Source organism: Actinotalea subterranea (assembly GCF_008364845.1).
GTDB classification, from domain to species: Bacteria; Actinomycetota; Actinomycetes; order Actinomycetales; family Cellulomonadaceae; genus Actinotalea; species Actinotalea subterranea.
Map to the genome: position 1 here is coordinate 107255 of NZ_VTTP01000007.1, position 14743 is coordinate 121997.

General features: G+C 73.9%; 13 protein-coding genes, 1 tRNA gene and 1 pseudogene. 8 read left to right on the forward strand and 7 right to left on the reverse strand.

Annotation, left to right across the window (positions count from 1 at the left end; translation table 11 throughout):
- Positions 1–181: 181 nt before the first annotated feature.
- The 3 genes from FZ988_RS12935 to FZ988_RS12945 all read right to left on the reverse strand — a co-directional run bounded on the left by FZ988_RS12935 (position 182) and on the right by FZ988_RS12945 (position 2574).
- A complete protein-coding gene (locus FZ988_RS12935; protein ID WP_149204441.1) occupies positions 182–1009 on the reverse strand; it encodes an amino acid ABC transporter ATP-binding protein in 828 nt (275 codons plus the stop codon).
- On the reverse strand, positions 996–1667 hold the full coding sequence (locus FZ988_RS12940; RefSeq protein ID WP_149204442.1) for an amino acid ABC transporter permease: 672 nt from the start codon (positions 1665–1667) through the stop codon (positions 996–998). The genes FZ988_RS12935 and FZ988_RS12940 overlap by 14 nt, the downstream gene beginning before the upstream one ends.
- Before the next feature lie 67 nt (positions 1668–1734).
- Positions 1735–2574, reverse strand: a complete 840-nt coding sequence (locus FZ988_RS12945; RefSeq protein WP_149204443.1) for a transporter substrate-binding domain-containing protein — start codon at positions 2572–2574, stop codon at positions 1735–1737.
- A gap of 430 nt (positions 2575–3004) precedes the next feature.
- Here FZ988_RS12945 and FZ988_RS12950 point away from each other — a divergent pair, with 430 nt between their 5' ends.
- Both FZ988_RS12950 and FZ988_RS12955 read left to right on the forward strand, forming a co-directional pair.
- A complete protein-coding gene (locus FZ988_RS12950; protein WP_149204444.1) occupies positions 3005–3916 on the forward strand; it encodes an alpha/beta fold hydrolase in 912 nt (303 codons plus the stop codon).
- A gap of 149 nt (positions 3917–4065) precedes the next feature.
- Positions 4066–5226, forward strand: a complete 1161-nt coding sequence (locus FZ988_RS12955) for an AI-2E family transporter (protein WP_246169484.1) — start codon at positions 4066–4068, stop codon at positions 5224–5226.
- 23 nt (positions 5227–5249) lie between these two features.
- Here the strand turns inward: FZ988_RS12955 and FZ988_RS12960 are convergent, their stop codons facing one another.
- Positions 5250–5768, reverse strand: a complete 519-nt coding sequence (locus FZ988_RS12960) for a hypothetical protein (protein WP_149204445.1) — start codon at positions 5766–5768, stop codon at positions 5250–5252.
- A 139-nt stretch (positions 5769–5907) separates the two neighbouring features.
- Here FZ988_RS12960 and FZ988_RS12965 point away from each other — a divergent pair, with 139 nt between their 5' ends.
- Positions 5908–6474: an RNA polymerase sigma factor gene (locus tag FZ988_RS12965; protein WP_149204446.1), complete on the forward strand. Its 567-nt coding sequence runs from the start codon at positions 5908–5910 to the stop codon at positions 6472–6474.
- On the forward strand, positions 6471–7313 hold the full coding sequence (locus tag FZ988_RS12970; protein ID WP_149204447.1) for a hypothetical protein: 843 nt from the start codon (positions 6471–6473) through the stop codon (positions 7311–7313). The genes FZ988_RS12965 and FZ988_RS12970 overlap by 4 nt, the downstream gene beginning before the upstream one ends.
- A gap of 24 nt (positions 7314–7337) precedes the next feature.
- On the opposite strand, the gene FZ988_RS12975 is transcribed toward FZ988_RS12970, so the two are convergent.
- A complete protein-coding gene (locus FZ988_RS12975) occupies positions 7338–7517 on the reverse strand; it encodes a YegP family protein (protein ID WP_149204448.1) in 180 nt (59 codons plus the stop codon).
- 225 nt (positions 7518–7742) lie between these two features.
- Between FZ988_RS12975 and FZ988_RS12980 the strand changes: the two genes are divergently transcribed.
- Together FZ988_RS12980 and FZ988_RS12985 are read left to right on the forward strand one after the other, a co-directional pair.
- Positions 7743–11666: a Pls/PosA family non-ribosomal peptide synthetase gene (locus FZ988_RS12980; protein ID WP_149204449.1), complete on the forward strand. Its 3924-nt coding sequence runs from the start codon at positions 7743–7745 to the stop codon at positions 11664–11666.
- The gene (locus tag FZ988_RS12985; protein WP_223145129.1) at positions 11663–13018 is read left to right on the forward strand and encodes a M1 family metallopeptidase; all 1356 of its coding nucleotides are present in this window, start codon (positions 11663–11665) and stop codon (positions 13016–13018) included. The genes FZ988_RS12980 and FZ988_RS12985 overlap by 4 nt, the downstream gene beginning before the upstream one ends.
- A 7-nt stretch (positions 13019–13025) precedes the next feature.
- Here the strand turns inward: FZ988_RS12985 and FZ988_RS12990 are convergent, their stop codons facing one another.
- Positions 13026–13793, reverse strand: coding sequence for a 4'-phosphopantetheinyl transferase family protein (locus FZ988_RS12990; RefSeq protein WP_188079097.1), 768 nt, complete (start codon positions 13791–13793; stop codon positions 13026–13028).
- A gap of 154 nt (positions 13794–13947) precedes the next feature.
- On the opposite strand from FZ988_RS12990, the pseudogene FZ988_RS19240 reads away from it, so the two are divergent.
- Both FZ988_RS19240 and FZ988_RS13000 read left to right on the forward strand, forming a co-directional pair.
- A pseudogene (locus tag FZ988_RS19240) lies at positions 13948–14070 on the forward strand (PAS domain-containing protein); the annotation flags it as partial.
- Entirely contained in the window at positions 14067–14513 is a 447-nt protein-coding gene (locus FZ988_RS13000) for a GGDEF domain-containing protein (RefSeq protein WP_281287186.1), read from the forward strand. The pseudogene FZ988_RS19240 and the gene FZ988_RS13000, both read left to right, overlap by 4 nt.
- Before the next feature lie 51 nt (positions 14514–14564).
- Here the strand turns inward: FZ988_RS13000 and FZ988_RS13005 are convergent.
- Positions 14565–14638: transfer RNA gene (locus tag FZ988_RS13005), tRNA-Leu, on the reverse strand.
- Positions 14639–14743 lie beyond the last annotated feature (105 nt).

Consider the following 14743-nt stretch of genomic DNA (forward strand, 5'->3'; position numbering starts at 1 on the left):
CTTGAGTGATCGTTTCGTGCCGATTCGTGCCGGGTCCATGCGCTCGCCCGTTCAGGATCGTGACATTCGTCACGAAAACGGACAAAAGCGCAGATAGGACCCGTGTGCCATCCGTGGCGCCCCGCCTCATGATCACCCGAACGGGCGAACGATTCAGCCTAACGGCTCAACGTGTCCGTGATCAGAAGGGGCGGAGCAGCCGGTGCAGGAACTGGCGGGTGCGTTCCTCCCGCGGCGCACGCAGCACCTGCTCGGGCGGCCCGTGCTCAACGATCACGCCGCCGTCGACGAACGCCACCTCGTCCGCGACCTCGCGGGCGAAGTGGAGCTCGTGGGTGACGACGACCATGGTCCAGCCCTCGTCGGCCAGCTCCTTGATGAGCGCGAGGACGTCCCCGACGAGCTCGGGGTCGAGCGCTGACGTCGGCTCGTCGAAGAGGAGCAGGTCCGGCCGCAGGGCGAGCGCTCGCACGATGCCGACGCGCTGCTGCTGGCCGCCGGAGAGCTCGAACGGGTACGCGTCGCGCTTGTCCGCGAGGCCGACGCGCTCGAGCATCGCGAGCGCCTCTGCCGTCGCCTCGGCGACCGGGCGGCGCTGGACGACCACGGGTCCCTCGAGCACGTTCTCGAGGACGGTCATGTGCGGAAAGAGGTTGTAGTGCTGGAAGACCATCGCGGACCGGTCGCGCAGCGACGCGAGACCCGCGCGCGAGGGCGCGGCGGCGAGGTCGATGCTGACGGCGTGCTCGGTCCCGACGATGCCGATGGTGCCGGCGTCGCCGACCTCGAGGCCGTTGAGGCAGCGGAGCACCGTGGTCTTGCCGGACCCGGACTGTCCGATGAGCGCGAGCACCTGCCCGCGCCCGACGGTGAGGTCGACCGAGCGCAGCACCTCGTTCGCCCCGAAGGTCTTGCGCAGGCCGCGCACGGTCAGCAGCGGGACGCCCTGCCCGACGGCACCCACGCCGTCGGCCGGGCGCGGTGGCTCGAGCGGGTCAGTGGGCGACATGACGGTCCAATCGCTTCTCGAGGCGGCTCTGCACCGCTGACAGCCCGAGGCAGATGATCCAGTAGACGACCGCAGCCTCGAGGTAGACGGCCATGAACTCCTGGCTGAACGCTGCGACCTCCTGAGCCCGCCGGAACAGCTCGGTGACGAGGATGAGCGAGGCCAGCGACGTGTCCTTGACGAGGCTGATGAAGGTGTTCGACAGGGGTGGGACGGAGACCCGGGCCGCCTGCGGCAGGATGACGCGGCGCAGGGCGAGCCGGCGCGACATGCCGATCATGTACGCGGCCTCCCACTGGCCCTTCGGCACGGAGAGGATCGCCGCGCGGATCACCTCCGCGGCGTAGCCGCCGACGTTGATGGAGAAGGCGATCACCGCGCTCGGCCACGGGTCGACGAGGATGCCGACCGAGGGCAGCCCGTAGAAGATCACGAAGAGCTGCACCAGCAGCGGCGTGCCCCGGACCACGGACACGTACGCGCGCGCGAGGCCGGACAGCCAGCCCCTACGCGACAGCCGCATCAGAGCGACGCCGAGGGCGATCACGAGGCCGACGGCGAACGAGACGAGCGCGAGCGGGATGGTCCCGGCGACCGCCCCGAGCGCGACGGGCCCGAGCGCCTCGACGAGGAGGTCCCACGTGGAGCCGGACGTCACCGGCACGCCCCGCGCGCGTGGACCGGCCCCGAGGGTGCGAGGTGGGGCTCTCCGGCGCCGTGACGGGTCATCGCGTGACGTCCTCGCCGAAGTACTTCTCGGAGATCTCGGCGAGGGTGCCGTCGGCGGCCAACGTCGCGAGGGCGTCGTCGACGGCGTCCGCGAGCGTGCTGCTCCCGCGGGCGAAGGCGAAGGCGCTGCGTGACTCCTCGTCGGTCTCGGCGGCGACGCGGAGCCCCGAGGCGTCGTTCGTCGTCGCGTAGTCGAGGTAGGTCAGCTTGTCGTTGATCGTCGCGTCGACGCGGCCCTGCTCGACGAGCGCCACGGACTGCGCCCAGCCCTCGACGGCCTCGATCGTGGCCCCGCTGTCCTTGGCCAGCGTCATCCAGTTGCTCGTCAGGGACTGTGCGGTCCGCTTGCCCGCGAGGTCGTCGAACGAGGAGATCGAGTCGTCGTCGGCGGCCACGACGATCACGCCCGTCGAGTACGTGTAGGGCTCGGAGAAGGTGTAGGCCTCCTCGCGCTCGGGGGTGATCGAGACCTGGTTGGCGATGACGTCGAACCGGCCCGCGTCGAGGCCCGCGAAGATCGCGTCCCACTGCGTCTCCTCGAACTCGACCTCGACACCCAGCTCGGTGGCGACGGCTGTGACGACCTCGACGTCGAACCCCGTCAGCCCGCCGGTGCCGTCCTCGTGGAACGAGAACGGCCGGTAGGTGCCCTCGGTGCCGACGGTCAGGGTCCCGGCGTCGAGAACCGCCTGGAGCGAGTCGTCGCCCGCGTCGCCGGCGGTCGCGGCGGTGGACCCCGGGGCAGCGTCGTCGGCCGGCGAGGAGCAGGCGGCGAGCGTCAGGGCCAGCGCGGTCGCGGCGAGTGCGGGACGGGCGAGGCGGGCGCGGTGCGTCATGGGGCTTCCTTCGGACGGGACGGGCGGACGACGGTCGTACCGGGGCGTCCGGGTCAGGTGGCGGTGCGGTCGAGCAGCCGACCTGCGGGTCGGCGGTGGCACGGCGGGGCTGCGACGGCACCTCGTCGTGCGCCGTGGGCGGCGGTCCGTGCGATGGCGGCGCGTGCGCGCCGCAGGCTCAGCGGCCGAGCGGGAGGCGCCGACAGCACGCCCGGCGGGGGGCGCGCTGCGGACCCGTCGCGGACGTGAGGTGAGCGGACATGCGGCGATTCGACCACAGGTCGCCGTCGATGTCATCCCAGGTCCACGCCCCGTGCGTGGTCCCGGCCACCCAGCTCTGAGGTGTGGGTGCATGGTGCGGCCGGCGCCCGATGAGTTCGAGCGACCCGCGAGGTCTACCCCGTCGACCGACTCGACCGCGGAGGTTCCGATGACCGTTGCACCCCTGACCGAACGTCTGATCCTGCCGGACGCCGAGGTCCACTACGACGTACGCGGGACGGGACCGCTCCTGCTCGTCGTCGGCCAGCCGATGACCGCCGAGCCCTTCGGGCCGCTCGCCGACCTCCTGGCCGGGGAGCGGACGGTCGTGACGTACGACCCGCGCGGCCTCGGCCGCAGCACCGTGACCGACCCGTCCGCGCCCGTGACACCCGAGCAGCAGGCGGACGACCTGGCCCGGATCGTCGAGACGCTCGACCGTGGCCCGGCGGACGTGCTCGGCAGCAGCGGAGGTGCGGTGACCGCCCTCGCGCTCGCAGCCCGTCACCCGCACCTCGTGCGCACCGTGATCGCGCACGAGCCACCCGTCACGGAGCTCCTCGAGGACGCACCGCACGTGCGCGCCGTGGTCGACGGCATCGAGGACGCCTACCGCAGCGGCGGCCCGGCCGCGGCCTGGGGCGCCTTCGTCTCGCTCGTGATGCACAGCGGACACGTCGGGCCCGACGGCGTCCCACCCGCGTCCTGGCCCCCGCCGGGCGGGTCGGCAGCGAAGGACGAGGCGGTCGAGCAGGGTGCGGAAGACCCACCCGTGGGCGCGGACGAGCCGCCTGCACCCACGCCCAAGCAGCTCGCCGACGACGAGCTCTTCTTCCTGGCGATGCTCAAGCCGTTCACGCGGTGGCTCCCGCCGGTCGACGCCCTGCGCGCGCTGGGTGACCGCCTCGTCGTCGCCGTCGGTGAGGAGTCCCACGACGAGGTCGCGAGTCGCTCCGCGGTCGCGCTCGCACGGCTCCTGGGCCTGACGCCCGCACCCTTCCCCGGGGACCACGGCGGGTTCATGGCGGACCCCGGCCGGTTCGCCGAGACGCTCCTGCGCACGGTCGACCGGGGCCGCTGAGCCGGCAGCACGCGCGGTCCACGGCTCGCCCGGCGCCCGGGACGACGCACCCGCGCGCACGTGGCCGCGCCGACACGCGGACGATCGGGCAGCCCAGCGGGCTGATCAGGCTCCCGTGCGGCAAGATCGGGGCGACCTGAGGAGGCGCAGTGCGCACGAACGTCCCGACGAGCACCCGAGCCGGCGTACCGAGGAGGGTCCTGCTCGACCCCGGGAACATCTGGCGGATCGGGTTCGTGATCATCGGGCTCATCGTGCTCACGATGGTCGTGCGGTTCATCCTCTCGCAGGGCAGCTCGCTGATCTTCGTGGTCGTCATGGCGTGGTTCGCGTCGCTCGCGCTCGAGCCGGCGGTGAGCCGGCTCGCCCGGCACATGCCCCGGGGCGCCGCCACGGGCATCGTGATGGCGAGCGTCGTCCTCTTCCTCGTGCTGTTCTCGGCGCTGTTCGGCCAGCTCGTCGTCGAGCAGGTGGCGAACCTGGTCAAGAGCGTCCCCGACCTCGTGGACCAGGCGCTGACGTGGACGAACGCACGGTTCGCCACCGACTACACGGTCGACGACCTCGTCGCGAACATCGACCTGTCCGCCGAGCGCGCCGCGGGCGTCGCGAGCCAGGTCGCCGGGGGAGTGCTCGCCGTGCTCGGCTCCGTGGCCGGAGCCGTCGCAAGCTTCTTCATGTTCGCGCTCTTCCTGTTCTACCTGTCCGCCGACGGCCCGCGGCTGCGCCGCTGGATCGCCTCGCTGTTCCCGCCCCGGGTCCAGGAGACGACCGTCGTGGTCTGGGACACGATGGCGGAGAAGACCGGCCGCTACGTCGGCGCCCGCGTCGTCCTCGCGGCGGTGAACGCCACGACCAGCGGCATCGTCTTCCTGATCATCGGCCTGCCGTCCTGGCTCGCGCTCGCCCTGTGGACGGGACTCGTCGCGCAGTTCGTGCCCGCGATCGGCACGTACATCGCGATCGTCCTGCCGGTCCTCGTCGGGCTGCTCAGTCCGAACCCGTGGCTCGGGGTGATCGTGCTGGCGTGGGGGATCCTCTACCAGCAGGTCGAGAACCTGACGATCGAGCCGCGCATCAGCTCGCGCGCGGTCAACGTGCACCCCGCCGTGAGCTTCGCCTCGGTCATCCTGGGAACCGCGATGTTCGGCGTCGCGGGCGCCCTGCTGGCGATCCCCGTGGTCGCGATGCTGCTGACCCTCCTCGACCTGTACCGGACGCGGTACGAGCTCCTGCCGGAGCTCGAGGAGCCCGTGAGCGCGTCGGCGACGACCGACGACGCGGACGCCGCGGACGACTCGGAGGACTGAGCGGTCGTGCCGTCGTCGACGGCTCAGGAGCCGTCGTCGACGACCGGGACCTCGTCCCACCACGGACCCTGCGTCACGAGGAGCTCGCTGATGCCCGGCGGCTTCGTGACGAGCACGACCCGCGGGGGCCGACCGCCGTCCCACTGGAGGTAGAGGTCGTGGCGCACCGTGCCGTCGGGCATGAGGACGGAGCCGAGCTCCACCTGGTCGAGGATCGCGCCCGAGTACCTGCCACGCGAGACCGGCAGCACGATCGCCCTGTCCTCGTCGGACAGGGTCACGCCGTAACGCTCCTCGACGCGCGCCCACGTCGCGTCGTAGTCGTAGCCCTTGCGGGCCTCCTCGGCACGGGGCGCGGCGTACGCGATCCCGCCGCCGACCGTCGCGGCCAGGACCAGCCCGCTCAGGACCGCCCGACCCCACGACTCGCGGAACCACGCCGCGACGAGGCTGAAGTGCGCGAACATGGCCACGATGAGCGCGAGGGCCACGATCCACGTGAAGCCCGGCACGGACTCGACGGCGACGACGCCTGGCTGCATGTCCCTCCTCGGCCGACCCCACACCCTAGGGCCCGCACGGACGTCCGCTGCGCGCGCACACCGGTCATGAGGCCCGGCGTCGAGGCGCCGTTCCACACCTGGAGCGACACATCAGACGCCGTGCCGGACAGGTAGAGGTATGAGCCCTCCGCCGAGCGCACCCGACCGGGAGCAGGTCTTCCGATCGTTGTACGGGGCGCTGTACCCGGACCTCCTGAGGTTCGCGCAGCGCCGCGTGGACGCCGACCAGGCGGAGGACGTCGTCGCCGAGGCGTTCCTCGTCCTCTGGCGGCGGCTCGCGGACCTGCCCCGCCGTGAGGAGGACGTGCGGGCGTGGGCTTTCGGCATCACGCGCAACGTCCTGCTCAACAGCAGGCGGAGCGAGCTGCGTCGCCACGCGCTCGGTGTGCGCCTCGCGGAGCCGACAGCCGTGCACGACGGCGATGCCGATGCCGACGGCGTCGTGAGCGCGGTCGACCTCGCCGTCGCGTGGCGCCGGCTCTCGGAGACGCACCAGGAGGCGATCGCGCTGACCGCGTTCGAGGAGCTGAGCGCACCACACGCCGCCGCCGTGCTCGGCATCTCCCCGGTCGCCTTCAGGCTGCGGCTCAGCCGTGCCCGCCGGGCGCTCCGGCTCCACCTCGACCACCGTCCGTCGGGCCCGCGCGCTGCGGCCCCCGTCCCGGAGAGGACCGCGACACGATGAACACGCTCGACGACGCCGCCTCGACGACGCTGCGCAGGCTCGACCCGGCCGACCGACAGGTGCACCCGGGTGCCCGTGCGGCGGCGGATCTCGAGGCGATCCTCAGCTCCCCACTCGGGTCCCCCTGCCCACCGGCCGCTCGCGCGCGCGGTCGCACCGGTCGACGGCGTCCGGGCGTGCCCGCACGGCGGCTCGTCGTCGTCGGTGGTCTGGCGGCTGCAGCGGCGCTCGGCCTGGTGCTGCTCGAGCCGCTCGCAGGCGGTGATCCGGCGTTCGCGACCTGGACCGGGGTGCCGTCCGGGCTCTCTGCGACGGAGGAGGCGGCAGCCGTCGTCGAGTGCCGCGACAGCTCGGCGGAGGCGGCCCAGGGCGACGACCCGTTCGCCGACCGCCTCGCGTCCGGCCTGCGTACGGCCACACCGGTCGTGGTCGAGCGGCGGGGTGCGTGGACCACTGTCGTGCTCGCCGGTGCGGACGGGTTCTCCGCCCTGTGCATCACGGACGACTCCGCCCCACCGTTCGCCGGCGCGATGATCGGCGCGCTCGGGACGCCCGACGGGTTCGTCGAGCCCCAGCCGCGTGAGGTCCGGGCCTCGTCGCTCGGCATGGGAGCGACCGGCGGGGGAGAGGTCTCCGTCGCCGTCGGCGTCGCGGGGTCCGACGTCGTCGCGGTCGTCTACCGGAGCCGCGTGCACGGTGACGTGAGCGCGACCGTCAACCACGGGCACTTCGCGCTCTGGCTGCCGGGGGACGAGCTGACGGACGCGTCCAGCCAGGGCGTGGACGTCGAGGTGACCTACCGCGACGGCGCGACCGCGACGGCGCGGCTCACGCTCTGAGCCGTCGCGGTCGTCCGTCGGCCGCTAGGCCTCCGTCTCGACGATCGCCGCCCCGTCCGCGGCACGCTGCACGGCCTCGCAGCCCCGCTTCGCACCGTCCTTGGACGCGTAGGCCTCGCCGCTCGCGACCGTCTCGCCGTTCCCTGCCTTGAGGCGCCAACGGAACTCGGCGCCACTGGGGTACACCTCGAACTTGCCCGCCATCGGGACCTCCGTGTGCTCGTCGTCGAGCGACCTGGTGCCCCGAGCGTAGACCCGGCGGGTGCGGGAGGACCATGCCCGTGTGCTCGCCGTGCGGGTGCGACCGGAACGTGTCCCGCGGCCCGACCCCGGGCGTTCACCCTCGTGTGAGAACATCCGCGGCGCCTGGCCCTGGAGGGTCACCACGGCGGATGCCCGCGTTTCAGCCGGGCGGGAACGAGACGAACGGTGACGAACGCACGACCTGCGACGAGCCTGCTGCGTGCCGGGACGCGGGCGCCCGCCGCACGGACCCTCGTCGACGTCTTCGAGGAGACGGTGCGCCGGCACCCGCTGGCGGTCGCGATCGACGACGGCGACGAGGTCCTGACCTACGCGGCGCTCGACGAGGCCGTGAGGCTGCGTGCGACGAGGCTCGCGGCGGCGGGGGTGCGGCGCGGCGACCGGGTCGGCGTCCGCGTCGCCTCAGGGACGGTGGACCTGTACCTGTCGATCCTTGCGGTCCTGCGAGCGGGCGCGGCGTACGTCCCCGTCGACGCCGACGACCCCGACGAGCGTGCCAGGCAGATCTTCGACGAGGCGGGCGTCCGGGTCGTCATGGGTGACGCGTTCGCGCTCACCGGTCCCGCCGGGGAGCCGGTCGTGCCGACGGACGGGGCCCTGACCGTCGACCACGTGCCGGCCGTCACGGACGACGCGTGGGTCATCTTCACGTCGGGCTCCACGGGACGGCCCAAGGGCGTCGCGGTGTCGCACCGCAACGCCGCCGCGTTCGTCGACGCGGAGGCCCGCCTCTTCCTCCAGCGCGCGCCGATCGGTCCCGGCGACCGGGTCCTCGGGGGCCTCTCCGTCGCGTTCGACGCGTCGTGCGAGGAGATGTGGCTCGCGTGGCGGTACGGGGCGACCCTCGTCCCGGCGCCGCGTTCGCTCGTGCGGGCCGGCACCGAGCTCGGCCCGTGGCTCGTCGAACGGGAGATCACCGTGGTCTCCACCGTCCCCACGCTCGCGGGCCTGTGGCCGGTCGAGACCCTCGCGGGCCTGCGCCTGCTGATCTTCGGCGGCGAGGCGGTCCCCCCGGAGCTCGCCGAGCGCCTGGTCCACCCCGGGCGGGAGGTGTGGAACACCTATGGGCCCACGGAGGCCACCGTCGTCGCCTGCGCCGCGCTCCTCGAGCCGGGGCAGCCCGTGCGCATCGGGTTCCCGCTCGACGGCTGGGACCTCGCGGTCGTCGGGCCGGACGGCGCCGAGGTCGAGCCCGGCGCGATCGGCGAGCTGGTCATCGGTGGCGTCGGCGTCGCCCGCTACCTCGACCCGGCGCTGGACGCCGCCCGGTTCGCCGCCATGCCCGGTCTCGGCTGGGACCGCGCCTACCGCACCGGTGACCTCGTCGAGCGGCACGACGACGGGCTCGTCTTCGTCGGGCGGGCCGACGACCAGGTCAAGGTCAACGGGCACCGCATCGAGCTCGGCGAGGTCGATGCCGCACTGCTGGCCCTGCCCGGCATCGTCGGTGCCGCGGCCGCGGTCCGGCGCACACCGGCCGGCACCGCGCTGCTCGTGGGGTACGTGGTGCCCGGGGACGCCGCGCCCGTGCAGACCGCGTCGCTGCTCGCCCTGCTGCGCGAGACCCTGCCGGGGTCGATGCTGCCGCTGCTCGCCGTCGTCGAGGAGATCCCGACCCGCACGTCCGGCAAGGTCGACCGCGACGCGCTGCCCTGGCCGGTACCCGGCTCCGACGCCCCGGCGGACGGAGCGCGCCTGACGGGCACCACCGCGTGGGTGGGCGAGCAGTGGGTGGCCGTGATCGGCGCGCACCCCGACGGTCCCGAGGACGACTTCTTCCTGCGCGGCGGCAGCTCGTTGACGGCCGCGCAGCTCGTGTCCGCGCTCCGCACGCGCTACCCGGAGGCGACCGTCGCGGACGTCTACGACCATCCCGAGGTCGGGGACCTGGCGGCCTACCTGGACGCGACGTGGCCTCAGGCCGGCGGCGAGCCCCCTCCGCCCACCCCCGGCCCAGCGGTGCGGCCGGTCGGCGTCGCCAGCCAGGTCGCGCAGGTGGCGGCGCTGATCCCGCTCCGCACCCTCGTGGGCCTGCGCTGGCTGACCGCGCTCGCGGCCGTCAACGTCGTGCTGCACGCCCTCGTGCCGATCGCGTGGCTACGACCGGTCTCGGGGTGGTGGGTGCTCGCCGGGTGGCTGCTCACGGTCAGCCCGGTCGGACGCATGGGCGTGACCGCGCTCGGTGCCCGGCTCCTGCTTCTGGGTGTGCGCCCCGGCGACCACCCCCGCGGCGGTGCGGTGCACCTGCGGCTGTGGGCAGCCGAGCGCCTCACCGAGTCGTTCGGGGCGATCACGCCGGCGACGGCGACCTGGGTCTGGCTCTACGCCCGCGCTCTCGGTGTGCGGATGGGGCGCGACGTCGACCTCCACTCGGTGCCGCCGGTGACCGGCATGCTCACGCTCGGCGACGGGTGCGCGATCGAGCCCGAGGTCGAGCTCTCGGGCCACTGGGTCGACGGCGACGTGGTGCACGTCGGCCGGATCACCGTCGGCGCGGGGGCGACCGTCGGCGCGCGCAGCGTCCTGTACCCGGGCGCGCACGTCGGTGACGGCACGGACGTCGCCGCAGGGTCGGCCGTGCACGGTCGCACGGGTGCGGGGGAGTACTGGGCGGGCTCGCCCGCCGCCCGCGTCCACGAGGCGCGCCACCCCTGGCCGGCCGAGCGACCGACGCCCCGTGGCCGGGCGGCCCGGTGGGTCGTCGCCTACGGCCTCGTCGGCGCCGTGGTCGCGGCGCTGCCCGTGATCGCGGTGACGGCAGGGCTCGCCGTCGTCGCCCTCGCGGTGCGGCACACGACGAGCCTCGCCGACGCGGTCGCGCCGGCCCTGCTCGCGGGGCTTCCGGCCGCCGTCGCCGCCGCGACGCTGTACGCCGGGCTCGTCGTCGGGTGCGTCCGGCTGCTCGGGCTGGGTCTCGACGAGGGGTACCACCCCGTCAGGTCCCGTCAGGGCCTTCAGGCCTGGGCGACTGAGCGGCTCATGGATGCCGCCCGCACGATCCTGTTCCCGCTGTACTCGTCGGTGGTGACCCCGGTCTGGATGCGCCTGCTGGGCGCCGAGGTGGGCCGCGGCACCGAGATCTCGACCGTGATCGGGCTGCCCGGCATGATGCGGCTCCGCGACGGCGCGTTCCTCGCGGACGACACGATGGTGGCGCCCTACGAGCTCGGCGGCGGCTGGGTCCGGATCGCCGTGGCCAAGGTCGGCCGGCGCGCGTTCGTCGGCAACTCGGGCATGACGGCGCCCGGGCGCACGGTTCCGAAGAACGGGCTGGTCGCGGTCCTGTCGGCGACCCCCCGGCGCACGCGGGCGGGGTCGAGCTACCTCGGCAGCCCGCCCGTCCTGCTCCCGCGCGCAGCGACGCTCGACGACCCCGCACGGACGTACGACCCGCCCACGCGCCTGCGGCTCGCCCGCGCCCTCGTCGAGCTCGGCCGCGTCGCCCCTGCCCTGACGCTGAGCACCCTGGGCCTGGGCACGCTCCTGACCTTCCAGGCCGTCGTCCTCGAGGTCGGCTGGGGCGGCGCGGTCCTGCTGGGCGGGCTCGTCCTGGTGGCGACGGGTCTGGTCGCCGCGGTGGTGACCGTCGTCGCGAAGTGGCTGCTGGTCGGCCGCCACCGGGCGGGCGACCACCCGCTGTGGAGCTCGGCCGTGTGGCGCGGCGAGGTCGCCGACACCTTCACGGAGATGGTCGCGGCCCCGCTCTTCGCGGACCCCGCCACCGGTACTGTCGCGCTGGTGTGGTGGCTGCGGGGACTCGGGGCGCGGATCGGGCGCGGGGTGTGGTGCCAGTCCTACTGGTTGCCGGAGCCCGACCTGGTCAGTCTCGGCGACGGCGCGACGGTCGGCGCCGGCTGCGTCGTGCAGACCCACCTGTTCCACGACCGCGTCATGAGCCTGGACACCGTGGTCATGGACGCCGGCGCGACGCTGGGCCCGCACGGCGTGATCCTCCCGGCCGCGAGGCTCGGGGCCGGGACGAGCGTCGGCCCCGCCTCCTTGGTGCTGCGCGGCGAGCACGTCCCGGCGGGGACCCGATGGGTCGGCAACCCCATCGCGCCCTGGCGCACCGCGCGGGTCGACGCGTGAAGGCCGCCGCGCGCGACCCGTACGACACGGCCCACGGCGACAGGTCCACGCACGTCGTGCACTACGACCTCGACCTCACGTACCGGCCCGTCAGCAACCGGCTCCAGGGCACCGCCACGCTCGACGTCGTCACGCTCGAGCCGACCAGGGCCGTCGTGCTCGACCTCGTCGGTCTCGCGGTCGCCAAGGTCACGGTGAGCGGGGCACCGCAGGGCAGGTACGACCATGACCGTGGGCGGCTGAGGATCCGGCTCGCGCGCGAGGTCGCCGCAGGGACGCGCCTGACGGTCACGGTCCGCTACGGCGGGAGCCCCGGGCCGACCCCGAGCCCGTGGGGGCCGGTCGGCTGGGAGGAGCTCGAGGACGGCGTGGTCGTCGCGAGCCAGCCCACGGGTGCGCCCACGTGGTTCCCGTGCAACGACCGGCCGGACGACAAGGCGACCTACCGGACGTCCCTGACCGTGGACAACCCCTACCGCGCGCTCGCGCACGGGGTGCTCGTGGATCGGCGCACCAAGGCGAGCGCGACGACCTGGGTGTACGACGAGACCCACCCGACCTCGCCGTACCTCGCGACGGTCCAGATCGGTCGGTACGACGAGGTCGTCCTGGCCGACGAGCCGGTTCCGCAGCGGGCGCTCGTCCCCACCCCGCTCGTCGCGGCCGCCCGACGCCGGCTCGCCGACCACGGTGCGCTGATGGCGTACTTCTGCGAGACGTTCGGGCCCTACCCCTTCGCGGGGTACACGGTGGTGTGCACACCGGACGAGCTCGAGATCCCGCTCGAGGCCCAGGGCGTCTCCATCTTCGGCGCGAACAACCTCCAGGCCACGGGGGGCGAGGAACGACTCGTCGCGCACGAGCTCGCGCACCAGTGGTTCGGGAACAGCGTCTCGGTGAGCTCGTGGCAGCACATCTGGCTCAACGAGGGCTTCGCCTGCTACGCGGAGTGGCTCTGGTCCGAGGCGTCGGGCGGGCCACGAGCCGACGCCGTCGCCCGCGGGTGGCACGCACGGCTGGCCGCGTCGCCGCAGGACCTGGTGCTCGCCGACCCCGGCTACCCACGCATCTTCGACGACCGCATCTACAAGCGCGGCGCGCTGACCCTGCACGCCGTGCGCACCGTCCTCGGTGATCCCGTCTTCTTCGACCTCGTGCGCGCGTGGACGACGTCGTTCGCCCACCTGACGGCGGGCACGCAGGACTTCCGTGACCTGGTCGCCGCGCACGCGCACGCTGCCGGGGGACAGCCGTTGGCGCTGAGCGCCGGTGCGGTCCTGAGTGCGTGGCTCGACGAGCCGGGCCTGCCGCCGTACCCCGGTCACGTCGCCGCCCCGTCCCGGGCGCGCTGACCGGGCGTCACCGCGCCGTCGCGGCGACGACCTCCAGGACCGCGCCCCCGTCGTGCAGCACGACGTCGACGGCTCCTGGCCGTGATGCGCGCACCGACCCGGCGGCCACCGAGACCGCGATCGCACCGACGACCGTTCGTCCCAGGCGCAGGTCCACGACGTGAGCGAGGAGGTCGCCGGTCCCTCCGGGATCGCTCGCGTGCGCGAGGGCCGCACGAACGTCCACCGTTGCGGGATCCATGCGCAGACCCGTTCTCCACGCCTTGAGCGCGGCCTCCTTGCGCACCCAGGCGCGCGTCAGCTCCGCCGAGCGCCGGTCCAGGGGCAGCCGGGCCAGCGAGCGCCGCTCCGCGTCCGACAGCGCGACGTCGGCCACCGGCGCCCGTGCCACCCGGGCGTGGGACTCCACGTCGATGCCGACCGGACCGGTGGCGCTGAGCACCACGGCCAGCACCGGTCCCGACCGCGTCGCGCTCACGTGCAGCCCAGGTCCGTCCGTCGGCGGCCCTTCGACCTCGATCGGCCCGTGAGGCCCGCCGCAGCCGGGGCAGCGTGCCTGGAGGCCGACGGCGCCGGCCGGCACCCCGAGCCGGGCACCGACCACCGCCCGAAGCAGAGCCCTGGCCCGCACGAAGCCCACCTGGGCGGAGGGTGGCATCGCGTCCGCACGCGCGCGCTCCGCAGGGTCGAGCACCGGCAGCAGGCGGGCGACGTCCGTGCCGGTCGACGCGGTCGCCCAGACCTCGACCGTCACCACCTCGCCCGCACCCCGCACACGATCATTCTGACGGGCACGGGCATGTGCCCCGCTCCGCGCGCTCCCCGGCGTTCGCGCCTGCTGGCTGACACGTATGCGTGGCCGTCCGCTTCCGGGCTCAGCACAGCTGTCAGGAGAGGGCTGCATCGTGGATGCCCATGAACGGGCGGAGATGCTCGAGGCCCTCAGCGACGGCATGCACGCGGTCGGCCGCCATCGGCGCACCACCTACTGGAACGCCGCAGCCGCGCGGATCACGGGCTACACGGCCGAGGAGGCGGTGGGGCGGTCCTGCGGGGACGGCCTGCTCAACCGCAGTGGGCCCGGGACGGGCGGCGCTTCGGCGTCGTCATGCTGGACCTCGACCGCTTCAAGGACGTCAACGACCTCCACGGGCACGACGTCGGCGACACCGTGCTCCAGGTGACGGCGCGCAGCCTGCGCGGGGCGGTCCGGGCCGACGACGAGGTCTGCCGCTTCGGAGGCGACGAGTTCGCGGTGGTGACCGCGCAGGCGAACTGGGCAGAGCTCGCCGGCCTGGTGCAGCGTCTCCACATGGTCGTCGCGCAGAGCCGGTTCACCGGCTCAGACGGGCGACCTCTGGACATCACGGCGTCGGCCGGTGCCGCGCTGGTGCTGGCGGGGGAGGACGCCGCAGCCCTGGTGCGACGTGCCGACCAGCGCCTGCTGCAGGCCAAGCACGAGGGTCGCAACCGGACCCTGGTCCTTCCCGACTGACCTGGGGCCACGGCTCGTCGGCACGTCGGATCTCCGGAGAGATCACAGGCGTGCCCCGAGTGGGATTCGAACCCACACTGGATCGGGTTTGAGCCGAACGCCTCTGCCGGTTGGGCTATCGGGGCACTGCGGCCGATGAGCGGGCCGGACGCTTGCGCGGGGCCCGCTCGGGCCGCGGGGTGGCGTCGGGCCAGGTGTCGCGCCGTGAGACACGACGGACGCTTGCCTGC

Excerpts from the sequence above, each read along its gene's own strand:
- FZ988_RS12935 (WP_149204441.1), bottom strand. The coding sequence starts at position 1,009 with ATGTCGCCCACTGACCCGCTCGAGCCACCGCGCCCGGCCGACGGCGTG.
- FZ988_RS12945 (WP_149204443.1), bottom strand. The coding sequence starts at position 2,574 with ATGACGCACCGCGCCCGCCTCGCCCGTCCCGCACTCGCCGCGACCGCG.
- FZ988_RS12950 (WP_149204444.1), top strand. The coding sequence starts at position 3,005 with ATGACCGTTGCACCCCTGACCGAACGTCTGATCCTGCCGGACGCCGAG.
- FZ988_RS12960 (WP_149204445.1), bottom strand. The coding sequence starts at position 5,768 with ATGCAGCCAGGCGTCGTCGCCGTCGAGTCCGTGCCGGGCTTCACGTGG.
- FZ988_RS12965 (WP_149204446.1), top strand. The coding sequence starts at position 5,908 with ATGAGCCCTCCGCCGAGCGCACCCGACCGGGAGCAGGTCTTCCGATCG.
- FZ988_RS12970 (WP_149204447.1), top strand. The coding sequence starts at position 6,471 with ATGAACACGCTCGACGACGCCGCCTCGACGACGCTGCGCAGGCTCGAC.
- FZ988_RS12975 (WP_149204448.1), bottom strand. The coding sequence starts at position 7,517 with ATGGCGGGCAAGTTCGAGGTGTACCCCAGTGGCGCCGAGTTCCGTTGG.